This window comes from Lutibacter sp. (assembly GCF_013041805.1).
Classification (GTDB): domain Bacteria; phylum Bacteroidota; class Bacteroidia; order Flavobacteriales; family Flavobacteriaceae; genus Lutibacter.
This window is the reverse complement of sequence record NZ_JABDRI010000019.1, coordinates 69,091-85,488: the sequence shown is the minus strand read 5'-3', so window position 1 is coordinate 85,488 and position 16,398 is coordinate 69,091. Positions and strand designations below refer to the sequence as shown.

Annotated in this window: 17 protein-coding genes; 11 read left to right on the top strand and 6 right to left on the bottom strand. The window is 29.8% G+C overall.

Translation table 11 applies throughout. From position 1 onward, the window contains the following. Positions 1-920: NADH:ubiquinone reductase (Na(+)-transporting) subunit A (locus HKP59_RS02810; RefSeq protein WP_291803248.1), on the bottom strand; the 920-nt coding region annotated here is incomplete at its 3' end. Positions 921-1,093: 173 nt separating this feature from the next. Between HKP59_RS02810 and HKP59_RS02805 the strand changes: the two genes are divergently transcribed. The 3 genes from HKP59_RS02805 to HKP59_RS02795 are packed head-to-tail and all read left to right on the top strand — an operon-like array spanning position 1,094 to position 3,968. Next, the gene (locus tag HKP59_RS02805; RefSeq protein WP_291803247.1) at positions 1,094-2,353 is read left to right on the top strand and encodes a type IX secretion system plug protein domain-containing protein; all 1,260 of its coding nucleotides are present in this window, start codon (positions 1,094-1,096) and stop codon (positions 2,351-2,353) included. Between the two features lie 54 nt (positions 2,354-2,407). Continuing rightward, on the top strand, positions 2,408-2,794 hold the full coding sequence (gene apaG / locus HKP59_RS02800; RefSeq protein WP_291803246.1) for a Co2+/Mg2+ efflux protein ApaG: 387 nt from the start codon (positions 2,408-2,410) through the stop codon (positions 2,792-2,794). 1 nt (position 2,795) lies between these two features. Further along, on the top strand, positions 2,796-3,968 hold the full coding sequence (locus tag HKP59_RS02795) for a DUF3667 domain-containing protein (protein WP_291803244.1): 1,173 nt from the start codon (positions 2,796-2,798) through the stop codon (positions 3,966-3,968). Here the strand turns inward: HKP59_RS02795 and HKP59_RS02790 are convergent. Continuing rightward, entirely contained in the window at positions 3,965-4,666 is a 702-nt protein-coding gene (locus HKP59_RS02790) for an NRDE family protein (protein ID WP_291803242.1), read from the bottom strand. The genes HKP59_RS02795 and HKP59_RS02790 overlap by 4 nt on opposite strands. Positions 4,667-4,774: 108 nt before the next feature. On the opposite strand from HKP59_RS02790, the gene pruA reads away from it, so the two are divergent. Then, complete coding sequence (gene pruA, locus HKP59_RS02785; RefSeq protein ID WP_291803240.1) at positions 4,775-6,403, top strand: L-glutamate gamma-semialdehyde dehydrogenase; 1,629 nt, start codon at positions 4,775-4,777, stop codon at positions 6,401-6,403. A gap of 69 nt (positions 6,404-6,472) precedes the next feature. On the opposite strand, the gene HKP59_RS02780 is transcribed toward pruA, so the two are convergent. After that, entirely contained in the window at positions 6,473-6,652 is a 180-nt protein-coding gene (locus tag HKP59_RS02780; RefSeq protein ID WP_291803238.1) for a hypothetical protein, read from the bottom strand. A 173-nt stretch (positions 6,653-6,825) separates the two neighbouring features. Between HKP59_RS02780 and HKP59_RS02775 the strand changes: the two genes are divergently transcribed. After that, positions 6,826-7,416, top strand: a complete 591-nt coding sequence (locus HKP59_RS02775; RefSeq protein WP_291803237.1) for a DUF502 domain-containing protein — start codon at positions 6,826-6,828, stop codon at positions 7,414-7,416. On the opposite strand, the gene rsmG is transcribed toward HKP59_RS02775, so the two are convergent. Next, positions 7,406-8,035, bottom strand: a complete 630-nt coding sequence (gene rsmG, locus HKP59_RS02770) for a 16S rRNA (guanine(527)-N(7))-methyltransferase RsmG (protein WP_291803236.1) — start codon at positions 8,033-8,035, stop codon at positions 7,406-7,408. The genes HKP59_RS02775 and rsmG overlap by 11 nt on opposite strands. A 148-nt stretch (positions 8,036-8,183) precedes the next feature. Between rsmG and HKP59_RS02765 the strand changes: the two genes are divergently transcribed. From HKP59_RS02765 to HKP59_RS02740, 6 genes are all read left to right on the top strand, one after another. After that, positions 8,184-9,281, top strand: a complete 1,098-nt coding sequence (locus HKP59_RS02765; protein WP_291803235.1) for an acyl-CoA desaturase — start codon at positions 8,184-8,186, stop codon at positions 9,279-9,281. An 8-nt stretch (positions 9,282-9,289) separates the two neighbouring features. Then, on the top strand, positions 9,290-10,477 hold the full coding sequence (locus HKP59_RS02760) for a pyridoxal phosphate-dependent aminotransferase (RefSeq protein ID WP_291803234.1): 1,188 nt from the start codon (positions 9,290-9,292) through the stop codon (positions 10,475-10,477). A gap of 180 nt (positions 10,478-10,657) precedes the next feature. Next, on the top strand, positions 10,658-10,858 hold the full coding sequence (locus HKP59_RS02755) for a dodecin family protein (RefSeq protein WP_291803233.1): 201 nt from the start codon (positions 10,658-10,660) through the stop codon (positions 10,856-10,858). Between the two features lie 139 nt (positions 10,859-10,997). Further along, positions 10,998-13,043, top strand: coding sequence for a thioredoxin domain-containing protein (locus HKP59_RS02750; RefSeq protein WP_291803232.1), 2,046 nt, complete (start codon positions 10,998-11,000; stop codon positions 13,041-13,043). Beyond that, positions 13,040-13,402 (top strand): DUF1304 domain-containing protein, encoded by a 363-nt coding sequence (locus HKP59_RS02745; protein WP_291803231.1) that lies wholly within the window; start codon positions 13,040-13,042, stop codon positions 13,400-13,402. Before HKP59_RS02750 ends, HKP59_RS02745 begins: the two co-directional genes overlap by 4 nt. Before the next feature lie 6 nt (positions 13,403-13,408). Further along, entirely contained in the window at positions 13,409-14,215 is an 807-nt protein-coding gene (locus HKP59_RS02740; protein ID WP_291803230.1) for a mechanosensitive ion channel domain-containing protein, read from the top strand. Between the two features lies 1 nt (position 14,216). Here HKP59_RS02740 and tsaB read toward each other — a convergent pair whose 3' ends face one another. Together tsaB and HKP59_RS02730 are read right to left on the bottom strand one after the other, a co-directional pair. Then, positions 14,217-14,888 carry a tRNA (adenosine(37)-N6)-threonylcarbamoyltransferase complex dimerization subunit type 1 TsaB gene (tsaB, locus tag HKP59_RS02735; RefSeq protein ID WP_291803229.1) on the bottom strand — a complete coding sequence of 224 codons (672 nt, stop codon included), beginning with the start codon at positions 14,886-14,888 and terminating at the stop codon, positions 14,217-14,219. 105 nt (positions 14,889-14,993) lie between these two features. Further along, entirely contained in the window at positions 14,994-16,322 is a 1,329-nt protein-coding gene (locus HKP59_RS02730) for a TolC family protein (RefSeq protein WP_291803228.1), read from the bottom strand. Between the last annotated feature and the right edge of the window lie 76 nt (positions 16,323-16,398).

Sequence of the window (16,398 nt, the reverse complement as noted above, 5' to 3'; positions counted from 1 at the left end):
GTTAACACATTACCACTAATAATTCTAGCATTATCATTTGAAAGTTTCCCTTCAACAATTGATTTTATACTTGCTCCAATAATGGTTTTGTAATATTTAGGTGTTGACACTGCTGATCCAGCCAAAGCAATAACACGTTCAGCATTAAATTTACCAGTTAAAAGTAACTCTCCCATAATCACCAAGTCCTGAGGTGTAATTGTCCAAACTACTTCACCTTTATTTACAGGATCAATTTTAGCAATAAGCGTACCTACATTTCCTGATGGATGTGGCCCCGAAACTTTATGCAATATAATATCACCTAAACCTTCAAATTGTGAGTTTGAATTTTCACCAACAGAAACATGTACTTTTCCTGAAGTTAGTTTACTTAAAGCAGTAACGGCAGCTTGCAACTCTTTTTCTTTTCCAGCCAATACATAATCGTAATCAGGCGCCAACGGAGCACTTGCATAAGCAGAAATAAATATACCTTTCGGTGTTTTTGAAGGGTCTGCAATTACATCATAAGGTCTTTGCGTAATAAATGGCCAACACCCTGATGCTAATAAATGACTTTTAACCTCATCAGCTTTCATTGATTTTGGATCTTTCGTACCATAATCAACATATTGTTGCTTCGCGTCAGCTTCGATTTGAATTGCTAATATTTTTCTTTTTGCACCACGTATAATATCTTTTACTTCCCCACTAACAGGTGAAGGAAATTTCATTTCTTCATTGGCCTTATTATAAAAAACTGGGTCTCCAGCTTTTAATTTTTCTCCAACTTTTACAGATAATTTAGGAATAATACTGTGGAAATCTTCAGGTCTTAGTGTAATAATACTACTAGATAATGCATTTTCGGTAATTTTTTCAGCTTTACCTTTTAGCTTAATATCTAAACCTTTTTTAATTCGAATGTCTTGTGACATATTTATAGTTTATTTAATAGTCTTTAAAAACGGAGCAAAAATAATAATTTCTAGGTTAAGATTTGTGATTTTTATCATGTTTTTATGTAACATTAACATTCCTCCCAAATCTATTTTAGTTTTGTTACTTTTATCACTGCCTTTTGGTATAAATTTTGTTAATTGTTAAATATATGAATTTTACTTACTTAAAAAATTATTTTGTAATTCTATGCTTTCTTTTTACTATTAGTCAAGGCTACTCACAAACTAATTTTACAGAACCAAATTATATTAAGTCGGTTATTTTTAAACCTGCAGCTTTAAATACATATGCTCCAATTATAAAACTTGGTGAAAGTATCAACTTGTCTTTTGATGATTTAAATGCTGATGAACATAATTATACCTACAAAATTGAACATTGCACAATGGATTGGGAGGTTTCAGACTTAATAGAATCTGAGTTTATTCAAGGCTATGCTGAAGATAGAATTAGAAATTTTGAAAACTCATTTAACACCTTACAACCTTACACAAATTATAGAGTAACCTTTCCTAATCAAGATACTAAAATTAAAATCTCAGGAAATTATATCTTATCTATTTTAAATGAAGATTCAGAAATTGTTTTGAAGCGTCATTTTATTGTTTATGAACCAAAAGTAACTGTTGGAGTTGCTGTTTATAGAAGCAGAGATATTTCTTATATAAACACCAAACAATCGGTTGAGTTTAGTATTAATCACCCAAATTTTAGAATTAATAATCCTAAAGAAGAAATTAAACCTGTTTTACTTCAAAATAATAATTGGCAAACTGCAATTAGCGGTTTAAAACCTCAATTTTATAGAGGTGAACAACTTTTGTACAAATACAACAAAGAAACAAGTTACTGGGCTGGTAATGAGTTTTTATATTTCGACTCTAAAGACATAAGAAGTACCACACTAAATATTGCAAATGTAGAATTGGGTAGAGAATTATATCATACCTATTTATATACAAATGAAGAACGAATTAATGCTCCGTATACTTTATTCCCTGATGTAAATGGAAATTTTATTATTAGAACAATTAATGGTATAAATGATTATTTAGATGCTGATTACACTTGGGTTCATTTTTCGTTAAAAACGAAAGAAAATTTAGAGGGAAAAGAACTATATGTGAGCGGTAATTTTAATAATTGGCAATTAAACGAAGAAAATAAACTACATTTTAATGCTGAAACTAATTTGTATGAAGCAACACTATTATTAAAACAAGGTTTTTATAATTACCAGTATTTAATTAAAGATAACAATGGAAACTTAAACAATCACGATATTGATGGTTCTTTCTTTCAAACAGAAAATGATTATACTGTGATTGTCTATTACAATAAATTTGGAAGTAGATATACACAAATTATTGGCGTTGGTTTTGGTAATTCTGAAAAAATTAATAATTAATCCTATAATTCAAAAATTTAGTACCTTTGGGTTAAAATCAAGCGATAAAATGCTATGGTGCAACAAGTAACAAATGGCATAAAAATTTCAGTCACCACTAATTTCGAAGGCACAAGTTATCGAAATTACAGGCTTTATTATGCTTTTAGTTATCAAGTTAGCATAGAAAATCAAAGCAATGAAACCGTTCAACTTTTAGCGCGTCATTGGAAAATTTTTGATTCATTAAACAATACTGAAATAGTTGAAGGATCTGGTGTCATTGGTAAAAAACCAATATTAAAACCATCACAAATTCACTCTTATTCCTCAAACTGTTTTTTAACTTCACCTATTGGTGCCATGAGTGGTTATTATACCATGGTGAACTTTGCAACTACTAAAACATTTAAAGTAACTATTCCTACATTTCAGTTAATGGTTTTTAACGTTCATAACTAAAATGAAATTTAGCCTTATAAAATTTAAGCAAAATAAATCACTCCAAACTAAAGGTTTAGAATGCTTGAATTGTGGACAGCCTTTAAATGGTATTGAAAATTTTTGCTCGTATTGCGGACAAAAAAACTCCATAAAAAAACTAAGCTTTAGTAACTTTATCAGCAATATATTTTCAGGATTTTTCTCGTATGACTCTAGATTTTGGAATACATTTATTCCACTATTAACAAAACCTGGAAAAGTCTCGAAAGACTATATTTTAGGGAAACGTGTGCGATTTGTTAATCCATTTCAACTGTACTTAAATGTGTCTATCATTTTTTTTTTAATATTAGGTATCACCAATAAATTTCAACCAAATCAAGCACCCTTAAACGATATTATAACGGCTACTGAAAATTTAGATTCCATATCTAAAAAAGGGACAAAGCAGCTAGATTCAGTACTAACATCTGTAAAAGAAGAAATTAAAACAGCAAACCCAAAAGATTCTACTGCAACAAATTTAATAACAAATTTAGGTGATGTATTTAAAATTGTTGAAACAGAAACTAAAAAAAATGATACTTTGGCATATGTTTACCACATTGCAACTAATTCTCCTAATGAAATTAGTATTGGAAATAAATTAAATGATTTTCAAAATTATTATAAAGAACATCCAACAAAAACCAATGAAAAAGGATTAACTGAGTTAGGATATCCACTAACATTTTGGAATACATTTTATTACCAGCAAATTATTACTATTTATAAAAATATAGAACAAATTAAATCGGACGGAGGCAAAAGCTATATCAAAAAATTAACGTCCTATATTTCTATTTCGTTGTTTGTATTTTTGCCTGTATTTACAATGTTTCTATCATTACTTTATATTCGAAGAAACTTCAGTTATATGGAACATTTGGTATTTGTTTTTCATACTCAAACTGTATTTTTCTTACTGTTAATTATTTTTTATTTAATGAATATTTTTATTGAAATGGAATCGATAACCTGGGTTTTTATCCTCTTATTTTTATTTTATTTATATAAAGCTTTACGCTGTTTTTACGAACAAGGAAGGACTAAAACAATTATAAAATACCTACTTTTAAATAGCTATTACATGTTTTTAGCAGGAGTTGGATTTGTATTAGTTTCAGTATTATCTTTTTTCTTTATAGGTTAAAACTTAACACAGGCCACTTTATCATTTATTGTATCTTCATACCTCATTTCAATAGTTGTATTTTCTTTTTTGACAGAGGTAATACTTACAGTTTCAACATAAGAACGTTTCATAAAAATAGATTGTTCTTTATCTCCTATTTCTGAATGGTGAAAATTTAAAATAGCTGATGAAGTAAATTCGTTATTTGTGGTCCAATTGTGAAACCATTTCTTTCTAGTTTGTTTTATAGCATCTACGTACAATGTTGATGAAGACCAAATTTGGGGCTCGTTTTTAAGTTTATTAAAGTACTTTTCTGTTTCATCCCAAATAAATTCAAATAAATTTAGTACACCATCATTCCAATCAACAATTACCATTGTAAAAGGTTCAATTTCTTCCAAATCTAAATGGTCAATATACTTGTTTAGATTGCTTGTTTTGAGTATTTCTTTAGCTATTATACCTCTGCTTTTTTTATAAATTTCTTTTCTAGTATGCTTTTTGTAAGCACCATTCAACACGCATACTAATCTGTTTTTTGAGCTAACCCCAATCCATGTGCCACCTGCTATTTTATCCTTTGGAAATAACATTTCTATTCCATTTTCTTCATACTTTTTTGGAGCAAAAGTTTCTCTCAACGGCTGCTCGTCTCTATTTGAGGTTAAAATGAAATTACTGTTTGGTAAAGGAAGAAAAGTAACAGTACACATGTTATTAAAATTTGAATATTGAGTATTAGTTTTATACAAAAAAAGTGAATCCTATTTTGTAACTTTGCAACGCAAATTTAAATAGAAAAACCTTTAAAAAATAATATAATGGCTACAGGATTTTACAAAGTACCGAAAGCAGTAAATGAACCCGTAAATTCATACGCGCCGGGCACTCAAGAAAGAAAAGATTTGTTAGACACTTATAAAAAGATGTATAACGAACAAGTTGATATTCCATTTTATATTGGTGGAAAAGAATATCGAACAGGAAAAACTGTAGATATTACTCCTCCGCATGACCATAAACATGTAGTTGGAAAATATCACACTGCCGAAAAAGAACATATTGAATTAGCAGTTGAAAAAGCTGCTGAAGCTAGAGTAAAATGGGCTGCAACAAGCTGGGAGCACAGAGCGGCAATTTTCTTAAAAGCTGCCGATTTATTAGCTGGACCTTTTCGTTATAAAATGAATGCTGCAACAATGATTGCACAATCTAAAAACGTAATGCAAGCTGAAATTGATGCTGCTTGCGAATTAATAGACTTTTTACGTTTTAATGTAGAGTTTATGACTGAAATTTATACAAATCAACCAGAATCTTCTCCAGGTATTTGGAACCGTATGGAATATCGTCCATTAGAAGGTTTTGTATATGCAATTACACCTTTTAACTTTACAGCAATTTCTGGTAATTTACCTGCAGCTCCTGCAATGATGGGAAATGTGATTATTTGGAAACCTGCAAGATCTCAAGTGTATTCAGCTCAAGTAATTATGGAATTATTTAAAGCTGCTGGTTTACCTGATGGCGTAATTAATATGGTTACTGGTAATTCAGCAACTATTACAGATGTTTTATTAAATAGCCCTGACTTTTCTGGTGTTCACTTTACAGGATCTACACCAGTATTCAATAGTTTTTGGGAAACGATTGGTAAAAATATGAACAATTACAAATCGTATCCACGAATTGTTGGTGAAACTGGTGGAAAAGACTTTATTTGGGCACATCCTTCAGCGAATGCATTAGAAGTTGCAACTGCTATTTCTAGAGGAGCGTTTGAATATCAAGGACAAAAATGTTCGGCTGCTTCTCGTGGTTACATCCCAAAAAGTTTATGGGGAGATATTAAAGATTTTGTTTTAAAAGATTTAAAATCTTTTAAAATGGGAAGTCCTGAAGATACTTCAAACTTTATAAATGCTGTTATTGACGATAGAGCTTTCAAAAAATTATCTGGCTACATAGAAGAAGCAAAACAAGATGCTGATGCTGAAATTATTGCTGGTGGTGGTTACGACGATTCTGTTGGATACTTTATAGAACCTACAATAATTGTAACTACAAACCCTCAGTACAAAACTATGGTTAATGAGTTATTTGGTCCTATTATGACTATTTACGTTTATGAAGACGAACAATGGGAAGAAATGTTGGATGTAGTTGACAATACTAGTGAATTTGCATTAACAGGCGCTATTTTTAGCGGCGATCGTTATGTTATTGACATTGCAACTAATAAACTAGAAAATGCTGCTGGTAATTTCTATATTAACGATAAACCAACTGGTGCTGTTGTAGGACAACAACCATTTGGAGGTGCAAGAGGCTCAGGAACTAATGACAAAGCAGGTTCTGTATGGAATTTATTGCGCTGGGTAAGCAACCGTACTATTAAAGAAACATTTGTAACTCCTACAGATTATAGATATCCTTTTTTAGGTGAATAAACACTTATTATTACAATCAAAAAACTCGCCTTTCGGCGAGTTTTTTTTTACTAATGTTTAAATATTCTATTATCCTTTTTCTAGTTTATCTGCGTCTGGCAGCAACCCAATTAATTCTTGAGGGTTATGAATTAAAACTGGTATGTGTTGCGGACAAATATAAAATTCACTTTTTTGATAATAAAATTTCGTTACAGGTGTTTCATTTGATGATTTCTTACAAACTAAACACGTTTTATCTTTACTCATAATGTCGTCTATATATAAAATACTAAATTACCTTAAAACTTACAGTTAATAAGTGACATTTGTCATATCCAAATAACATCCTCAATTATTTGCAATAGACCTTGAAATAACCGAATTTCGTTTGGAATAGAGAACATAATGAATACTCATTTTCAAAACTAATTTAATTTATTATGAAAAAACTAATTAATTATTTTTTACAAGGAATTTTATACCTAGCTCCGTTAAGTATAACTGCATATATAATTTACAGTGCATTTATGTTTATGGACGGACTTTTACAAAAATATTTAGAGCAATTTTTTGAAATAAAAATTCCAGGATTAGGTTTTTTAACTTTGGTTATTTTCTTAATTTTTATAGGTTTTATTGGGAAAACAATTATTGCTGATCCCTTAAAAATTATTTTTCAAAATATTATTAAAAATATTCCTTTATTAAATTTTGTTTATACCGCTATTAAAGATTTATTTTCAGCTTTTGTTGGGAAAGAAAAAAAATTCAACAAGCCTGTTTTAGTTCAAATGAGCGGGAATTCTGAATTGGAAAAGTTAGGTTTTATAACTGAGCAAAATTTGGAGATTTTGAATGAAATAGATAAAGTTGCCGTCTATTTTCCTCATTCTTATAATTTTTCAGGAGAATTATTTATTGTGCCAAAAACGGCCATTAAAAAACTCGATGTAAATTCAAGTGAAATGATGAAGTTTATTGTTTCTGCAGGTTTAACAAGTTGGGATTCAACAAAAAAGACTAAGGTTTAAATTTTAGAGGAATATGTACCACTTTTTTAGTTTCAAAAAATTCTTCAGTAAAATAATCTGATAAATTAAATTGTTTGGCTTTCGGAAAATTTATCAACTCTTCTGTTAAATCACCTCCTTTTAAATATAAAATTCCGTTTTTTAACGCGTGCTGCTGCTTTTTTGCAACTTTTTTTCGAACCCATTTTACAAAATCATCCATTTTTGTAACGGCTCTACTCACAATAAAATCAAAATCACCTTTTACATTTTCCGCTCTTAAATGCTCAGCTTTTACATTATTTAATTCCAATACTTTAGTAATTTCATTCACAACTTTAATTTTTTTACCAATAGAGTCTACTAAATAAAAATTAGTTTCAGGAAATAAGATTGCTAAAGGAATTCCAGGAAAACCGCCTCCTGTACCAACATCTAGCACTCTTGTCCCAGGTTTAAAATTTTGAACTTTTGCAATACCTAAAGAATGAAGAACATGTTTAAGGTATAATTCATCAATATCTTTTCTGGAAATTACATTTATTTGAGCATTCCATTCAATATATAAATCTTTCAATTTTGAAAATTGATTGATTTGCGTTTCAGATAGATCAGAAAAATAGTTTAAAAGGATTTCCATTGTATATATTTTAGCGGTTACAAAATTAATCTTTCAAAATTTAAATTAACAACTTTACAAAAAATGTTATATTTTTTAGAAAAATTCTTCAATTGAATACAAATGGTCTAATTTTGGTAGTATATTTGTCATAACTATTAACAAAATTATGAACAACAAGACACTACATTTTTCAAGAGTTGATAACGCGAAATTTTTTAGAACCCTGAACAAAAGAGTCAATACTTATTTTAAAGAGAATAAAATTAAACGTACCGGTAACTGGAAATTATATTCCAAAGCTATAATCATGTTTTCTATTTTTTTAGTGCCTTTAATTTTAATACTAACAGTTTCAATGCCCCAATGGGCATTACTTCTGTTAACCATTGTAATAGGAATTGGAATGGCTGGAGTTGGAATGAATGTGATGCATGACAGCAACCACGAATCCTTTTCTAGTAAAAAATGGGTAAATAAATTAATGGGAAGTAGCATTTACATTTTAGCAGGAAATGTATATAACTGGAAAGTTCAACACAATGTGCTACACCATAGTTTTACAAATATTCAAGGGTATGATGAAGATATAGATGCCGGAAGAATTATTCGTTTTTCTAAACACGCAAAATGGTTCAAAATCCATAAATTTCAAAAATATTATTCATTCTTATTGTACGGATTATTAACCATAAACTGGGCTATTACAACCGATTTTAAACAAATGCATACCTATTTAAAGCGTAAACTTTCGTATGGTAAGTTTCCTAATCCAACTACTGAATGGACAGTTCTAATAGTAACTAAAATAATTTACTATTTCTTATGGATTGCTTTACCACTTTTAATTTTAGATATAGCTTGGTGGAAAGTATTATTAGGCTTTTTTGTGATGCATTATACTGCTGGTATGATATTAAGTGTTGTTTTTCAATTAGCACACGTAGTTCCAAATACAGAAATGCCATTACCGGATAAAGAAGGTAATTTAAAGCATACATGGGCAGTACATCAATTATTTACAACTTCAAATTTTGCTCCAAGAAACAAGTTTATTTCTTGGTATACAGGTGGTTTAAATCATCAAGTAGAACATCATATTTTTCCTCATATCTCTCATGTTCACTATGGGAAATTAGCAAAAATTGTGAAAGACACTGCTTTAGAATTTAATTTACCATACAACGAATATAAAACGTTTAAAAAAGCTTTTATAGAGCATTTTAATCAACTAAAAACCTTAGGCAATAAGCCTTCTTACGTATAACACTTTTTATGACTGATCAACTTTCAAACAGAATAAACAGTTTACCAATTTCAGAAACTTTAGCCATGGCAGCTAAAGCACGAGAATTAAGAGCTGAAGGAAAAGATATTATTAGTTTAAGCTTAGGAGAACCTGACTTTAATACTCCAGAATTTATTAAAGAAGCGGCTAAACAAGCAATTGATGATAATTATAATTCATACAGCCCTGTTGATGGATATCTAGATTTAAAACAAGCTATTTGTGCTAAATTTAAACGCGATAACAATTTGGATTATAAACCAAATCAGGTAGTTGTTTCTACAGGTGCAAAACAGTCTATTGCAAATGTTGCTATGGTGTTATTAAATCCAGGTGATGAAGTATTGTTACCGGCTCCTTATTGGGTGAGTTATTCGGCAATTGCCACATTGGCAGAAGCTACTTATAAAGAAATTCCTTCAACAATTGAAACAAATTTTAAAATTACACCTCAACAATTAGAGGAGGCTATCACCCCTAAAACAAAATTAATTTTCTTTAATTCTCCTAATAATCCTAGTGGTACCGTATATTCTGAAAAAGAGTATAGAGCATTAGCTGAAGTTTTAGAAAAACATCCAAATATATATGTAATTTCAGATGAGATTTATGAACATATAAATTATGGTGAAACTATTTTTAGCTTTGCGAAAATAGCTTCTATGTACAACCGAACAATAACAATAAACGGTGTGGCGAAAGCATTTGCTATGACAGGCTGGAGAATTGGATATATTGGGGCGCCTGAATGGATTGCTAAAGCTTGCACCAAAATGCAAGGGCAAATTACTTCTGGAGCAAATTGCATAGCTCAAAGAGCTACTATAGCAGCATTAGAAGCCCCTGTTTCGAAAATACAATATATGGTTGATGAATTCAAAAATCGTAGAAATATGGTTTTAGAATTATTAGGTGAAATTGAAGGATTTGAATTAAATATTCCCGGTGGTGCATTCTATGTATTTCCAAATATTTCAGCTTTTTTCGGAAAAGAAATTAATGGTTTCAAAATAAATACTGCGTCAGATTTTTCTATGTTTTTATTAAATGAAGCTAACATAGCAACTGTTTCTGGTGAAGCTTTTGGAGCTCCTAATTGTATTAGAATATCCTATGCGGCATCTGAGGCTCAATTACGAGAAGCTATCAAAAGAATTAAAAATGTATTAAGCTAAAAGGAAATAATACACACATTTTATAATAAAAAGCTAAGCATATATTGCTTAGCTTTTTTTATACTAAATCATTGAGCAAACAATTTCTTATATAATAGTAGATTTTTATAAACTATGAGAATCCTAAAAAGGCCCTTTTATTTTGTATATTTAGGTTTTATTAACTTAAAACCAAATATAATGGCAGTAATGAAAGTAATAGAAGTAATGGCGAGCTCTGACAAAAGTTGGGAAGACGCAACAAGAAAAGCAGTTGCTCATGCTTCAAAAAGTATCAATCATATTAGATCAGCATTTGTGCAGTCACAAAGTGTTGTGGTGAATAATGGAAACATTGAAGAGTTTAGGGTAAATGCTAAAATTACGTTTGAAGTAAAATAATTTAGCAACTAAATCATGTTTAAAGCGCTTTTTAAAGGCGCTTTTTTTAATTCACAAAGTCTAATTTCTAATACGATATTTTCTGCTCTTAAGTATCTTAATTATATTTGTAAACTGCTCAAATGAAAAAACTAAAAAAATGAAAAAACATACTTATACAAATAACTTAATTAATGAAACTAGCCCCTATTTATTGCAACACGCACACAATCCAGTTAACTGGTATGCTTGGAACAATGAAACTTTGGAACTTGCAAAAAGAGAAAATAAATTAATTCTTGTCTCTATAGGATATTCTTCATGCCATTGGTGCCATGTAATGGAACACGAATGTTTTGAAGATGAAGAAGTTGCACTAGTTATGAATGAAAATTTTATCAATATAAAAGTTGATAGAGAAGAGCGGCCGGATATTGATCAAGTGTATATGAATGCAGTGCAATTAATTACCGGAAGAGGTGGCTGGCCACTAAATTGTGTGACTTTACCTGATGGAAGACCAATTTGGGGTGGTACTTATTTCCCTAAAGAAAACTGGATAAACGCATTGAATCAACTTTCAAACTTATATAAAGACACACCTGAAAAAGCAATTGAATATGCTGTAAATTTAACAGAAGGAGTTAAAAATTCAGATTTAATTCCTAAGAATAATAATCAAATAGATTTTAGCGTAACTGATTTAAAATCAGCTGTAAATGAGTGGAAACAACATATGGATTTTGATTTGGGTGGAAGAAAAGGAGCTCCAAAATTTCCCATGCCTAATAACTATCAATTTTTACTTCGATATGCTATTCAAACTGAAGATAGCGAAATTTTAAACTATGTAAATACATCACTTACTAATATGGCATTAGGTGGTATTTACGACCAAATTGGAGGAGGTTTTGCACGCTATTCAGTTGATAATAAATGGCATGTGCCGCATTTTGAAAAAATGCTGTACGATAATGGTCAATTGGTAAGTTTATTTTCTGAAGCTTATCAAACAACTAAAAATGAATTGTATAAAAATACTGTTTATCAAACATTAGAATTTATTGAGAGAGAGCAAACAAACAATGAAGGTACCTTTTATTCTTCACTAGACGCAGATAGTATTAATGCAAAAGGAAAATTAGAAGAAGGTGCTTATTATGTTTGGACAAAATCTGAATTAAACGAAATTTTAGGTGAAGACTTTGAGCTATTTTCAGAGTATTACAACGTAAATTATTACGGTTTTTGGGAACATAACAACTATGTGTTAATTCGAAAAGATAATACAAATGAAATTGTAAAAAAGCATCAAATCACCATTTCTGAATTAGAGGAAAAAGTAACTACTTGGCAAGAAACACTATTAAAAGAACGTAATAAAAAAGATACGCCTCGCTTAGATGACAAATCTTTAACTTCTTGGAATGCATTAATGTTAAAAGGATATATTGATGCTTATAAAGTTTTTAACGAACAACACTTTTTAGATATTGCAATTAAAAATGCTACGTTTATTTATACGAAGCAACTACAAGAAAACGGAAACCTAAATCACAATTACAAAAATGGTAAAAGTACTATTAACGGATATTTAGAAGATTATGCCACCGTAATTGATGCTTATATTGCATTATATGAAGCCACTTTTAATGAATTATGGTTACAAACAGCCAAGCAATTAACTGATTACACTTTTGACCATTTTTATGATGTTGATAGAGTTATGTTTTATTTTACGTCAAATGAAGATCCAAATTTAATTACACGTAAAATGGAAGTTGAAGACAACGTAATTCCTGCTTCAAATTCAATAATGGCTAAAAACTTATTCAAATTAAGTCATTACTTTTCCAATAGTTATTATTTAAAAGTAAGTAAACAAATGCTTATAAACATGAAAGATAGAGCACTAAAATATGGCTCTGGACATTCAAATTGGCTGCAATTAATGGCAGATTTTTCTGGTGATTTTTATGAAATCGCCATTTCAGGTAAGGATGTCAAAAATAAATTAATTGAAATTAATAAAAACTACATTCCAAATAAATTAATTGCCGGGAGCACTAAAAAAAGTAACCTTCCGCTCATGCAAGGAAGATATAATGAAACTGAAACTCTCATTTATATTTGTGTAGATGGCGCGTGCCAACTTCCTGTAACTGAAACGGACAAAGCCTTAAACCAACTAAAAATAAAATTATGAAAAACCTTCAAATTTTCATTTTGGCTTTCGTTGCCTCTGAGCATATCTATTTTATGATTTTAGAGATGGTTTATTGGGATAAACCAAAAGGTTTAAAAGCCTTTGGATTAAAACTTGAAGAAGCTAAAGCATCTAAAATTTTGGCCCAAAATCAAGGATTGTATAATGGTTTTTTAGCTGCAGGACTAATTTGGGCAATTTTAAATAAGTCATTTTCTTTTGAATTAGCATCCTTCTTTTTAACTTGCGTTGCTATTGCAGGAATATTTGGTTCAATTACAACTAAAAAAATAAAACTATTTTATATTCAAGGAATACCAGCAATTGTTGGAATTATACTAACATTATTCATAAAATAAATTACAATGGATTATCAAAAATATTTAGATTTAATTTTAAGTTTTATTAAAATGAATGCTTCAAAAGTAATAGTTGCAATTCTTATTTTAATAATTGGATTATGGCTTATTAAAAAATTAGTAAAACTTACTAGAAAAATTATGGAAAAACGAGGTGTGGACCTAACACTTCAAAATTTTTTAGGAGATTTATTAGGTTGGGCACTAAAAATATTAGTTTTTATAACTGCAATTGCGCAACTTGGAATTGAAACAACCTCATTTATTGCAATTTTAGGAGCTGCAGGATTAGCTATTGGATTAGCACTGCAAGGTTCACTAGCAAATTTTGCTGGAGGGGCACTAATTATGATTTTTAAACCTTTTAAAATTGGAGATCTAATTGAAGCTCAAGGTGAAATTGGAGTTGTGAAAGAAATTCAAATTTTTGTTACAAAAATAATTTCTCCAGGAAATAAGCTCGTTATTATTCCAAATGGAACCTTATCTAATGGTAATATTAAAAATTATACTGAAGAAGGAAAATTGAGGGTAGATTTAACTTTTGGAGTAGGTTATAATGAAGATATTAAGAAAACAAAAGAGGTGTTAATGAATGTCATGCTTGCTAACAAAAATGTGTTAAAAGATCCAGCTCCAAGTGTAAATGTATCAGAATTAGCTGATAGCTCTGTTAACTTTGCTGTAAGACCTTGGGCAACTCCAGAGAATTATTGGGGTGTTTACTTTAGTATTATAGAAGAAGGGAAATTAGCATTAGATAAGGCTTGTATTGAAATACCATACCCACATCAGGTTCACATAAAAAAGTAATTTACTTTTTAGATTTTATAGCTACAAAATCTTTTAAATAAAAAGGTTCAAAATAAGCGACATCTTCAAAATCGTTTATTTTGAACTTTTCAAATGATAGACTAGACATTTCATTTGCTGATGGAAATTTACCATCAACAAAAATTACATTTTTATGGGTAATAATTGTCTTACACTTTTCAACTCCATCGCCCACTAAGTGCACAATTCCTTCCTCTAAATACTCATTAAAAGATTCTGAAGAAATTATTTCTGCCTTCACCGCTCTTAGCTCTTCATTTTTCATATTAAAAACACTACTATATACTTCCATTCTTCTTGCATCTAGCAATGGAACTATAACTCCATTCATAACTGAAATTGACAACGCTAAAGACTTCAACGTATTTATAGAGATTAATGGAATATCTAACGCAAAGCATAAGCCTTTTGCGGCCGAAACTCCAATTCTTAAACCTGTGTATGATCCTGGACCTTTGCTCACAGCAACAGCTTTTATTTGAGATAATTCAATACCTGAGTTTTTAACAACCTCCAATATAAATTCATGTAATTTCTCGGCATGAGAATAACCGCCACTATTAAGTTCCTTTAAAAAAATGGTTTTACCATCTTTTGCTAAACTAACTGAGCAGTTTTTTGTCGCAGTCTCTATGTTTAATATATAGGTCAAACAGTATATAATTTTGAGAGGCAAATATACTTAATTCAATATCTTTAAAACAAAAACATCCAATGTAAAAATTGGATGCTTTCATTTAACTTTTTATTGAATTGGCTAATTTAATGAAATTGCCTCACCATAATAGAATTTCAACACTTTAGTTTTAAACACATAATCGTATTTAGCTCTAATTATTGCTCCTTCAGCATTTACAAATCGATTTCGAACTTGATCAAAGTCAAACTGTGTCATAGCTCCTAAATTATAGCTTTCCTGAGCATTTTTAAACGCTTCTTTTTGAGCAACTAAAGATTTTTCAGCAGACTCAAAGTTTTTAGCTGCTGCTTTTGCATCATAAAAAGCTTGTTGTATGGTTTGACGTAGTTGTAATTTTTGATTATCTAAACCTAATTTAGAAATTTCATAATTCACTAGTTGTCTATTTACATTAGACCTAGTTTGATTTCTATTAAAGATAGGAATATTCAAATTAAAACTTAATCCATAACCTAAATTATCATCTAATTGTGTAAAGAAAGGTATATGTGAATTATTTTTCAAATTAAAACCATATCCAGTACCAACGTTAGCACCAACTGAAACTGAAGGCATAAAAGATGCCTTAGCTATTGCTACTGATAAATCAGCAGATTCAATATCTAATTCTGCGCTTTTTATTTCTGGTCTGTTTGATAAGGCTTTTTCATAAACTTCGTTTGGATTTTTATATAACAGAGCAACAGATGGAGATTCTACATCCATAACTACAACATCAAAACCAACAGGTTCAATTTGTAATAATTGGGCTAAATCTAATAAGGCTAAATTTAATGTATTTTCAAATGAAATTACTGACTGCTCATCCGCAGCTGCAGCTGATTGTGCATTCAATAACTCGCCTCTTGGTGCAACTCCAGCTTCTACTCTAGCTTTTGCATTTTCAATTTGGTTTGTGCTAATTTCAAATTGTACCTTAGCTACATTTAAATTTTCTTTCGCAAATAACACATTTAAATACGTGTTTACTACAAATAATGAAATGTCATCTTGAATTTTTTGTAAATCTAATTTACTTCCTTCCACTCCTAACTTAGCTTGCTTATATGTATTTAAATTTCTGTAACCATTAAATACTGTCATTCCAGAATTAATCCCAAAAGAACCTCCATAAATACTTGTGGATATTCTATTTTGAGAAACTGGGTCAAATCCAGATCCAAAATTTAAACTACCACTTGAAGAAGCATTTAAATTTGGTAAAAAATTACCCCTAGAACTATTTACATTCTCTTGGCTTATTTCTATGTTTAATTTATTTTGCTTTATGGTAATATTATTATCTAAGGCATAAGCAACACATTCTTGAAGTGTCCATTTTTTATCTTGTGCATTTACAGATATAAAAAATACAAATGCCAAAATTGTAATAAATTTTGTTCTCATTATATAAAATTGAGTTTAACGTTAAGCTGATTTTGTTATATGACGACTAAAATTATTATTTGTTACACTCTTAGTC

What these genes read in the sequence shown, in the direction of transcription:
- HKP59_RS02805 (WP_291803247.1), top strand. Translation starts at nt 1,094, where the DNA reads ATGAATTTTACTTACTTAAAAAATTATTTTGTAATTCTATGCTTTCTT.
- apaG (WP_291803246.1), top strand. Translation starts at nt 2,408, where the DNA reads ATGGTGCAACAAGTAACAAATGGCATAAAAATTTCAGTCACCACTAAT.
- HKP59_RS02795 (WP_291803244.1), top strand. Translation starts at nt 2,796, where the DNA reads ATGAAATTTAGCCTTATAAAATTTAAGCAAAATAAATCACTCCAAACT.
- HKP59_RS02790 (WP_291803242.1), bottom strand. Translation starts at nt 4,666, where the DNA reads ATGTGTACTGTTACTTTTCTTCCTTTACCAAACAGTAATTTCATTTTA.
- pruA (WP_291803240.1), top strand. Translation starts at nt 4,775, where the DNA reads ATGGCTACAGGATTTTACAAAGTACCGAAAGCAGTAAATGAACCCGTA.
- HKP59_RS02780 (WP_291803238.1), bottom strand. Translation starts at nt 6,652, where the DNA reads ATGAGTAAAGATAAAACGTGTTTAGTTTGTAAGAAATCATCAAATGAA.
- HKP59_RS02775 (WP_291803237.1), top strand. Translation starts at nt 6,826, where the DNA reads ATGAAAAAACTAATTAATTATTTTTTACAAGGAATTTTATACCTAGCT.
- rsmG (WP_291803236.1), bottom strand. Translation starts at nt 8,035, where the DNA reads ATGGAAATCCTTTTAAACTATTTTTCTGATCTATCTGAAACGCAAATC.
- HKP59_RS02765 (WP_291803235.1), top strand. Translation starts at nt 8,184, where the DNA reads ATGAACAACAAGACACTACATTTTTCAAGAGTTGATAACGCGAAATTT.
- HKP59_RS02760 (WP_291803234.1), top strand. Translation starts at nt 9,290, where the DNA reads ATGACTGATCAACTTTCAAACAGAATAAACAGTTTACCAATTTCAGAA.
- HKP59_RS02755 (WP_291803233.1), top strand. Translation starts at nt 10,658, where the DNA reads ATGGCAGTAATGAAAGTAATAGAAGTAATGGCGAGCTCTGACAAAAGT.
- HKP59_RS02750 (WP_291803232.1), top strand. Translation starts at nt 10,998, where the DNA reads ATGAAAAAACATACTTATACAAATAACTTAATTAATGAAACTAGCCCC.
- HKP59_RS02745 (WP_291803231.1), top strand. Translation starts at nt 13,040, where the DNA reads ATGAAAAACCTTCAAATTTTCATTTTGGCTTTCGTTGCCTCTGAGCAT.
- HKP59_RS02740 (WP_291803230.1), top strand. Translation starts at nt 13,409, where the DNA reads ATGGATTATCAAAAATATTTAGATTTAATTTTAAGTTTTATTAAAATG.
- HKP59_RS02730 (WP_291803228.1), bottom strand. Translation starts at nt 16,322, where the DNA reads ATGAGAACAAAATTTATTACAATTTTGGCATTTGTATTTTTTATATCT.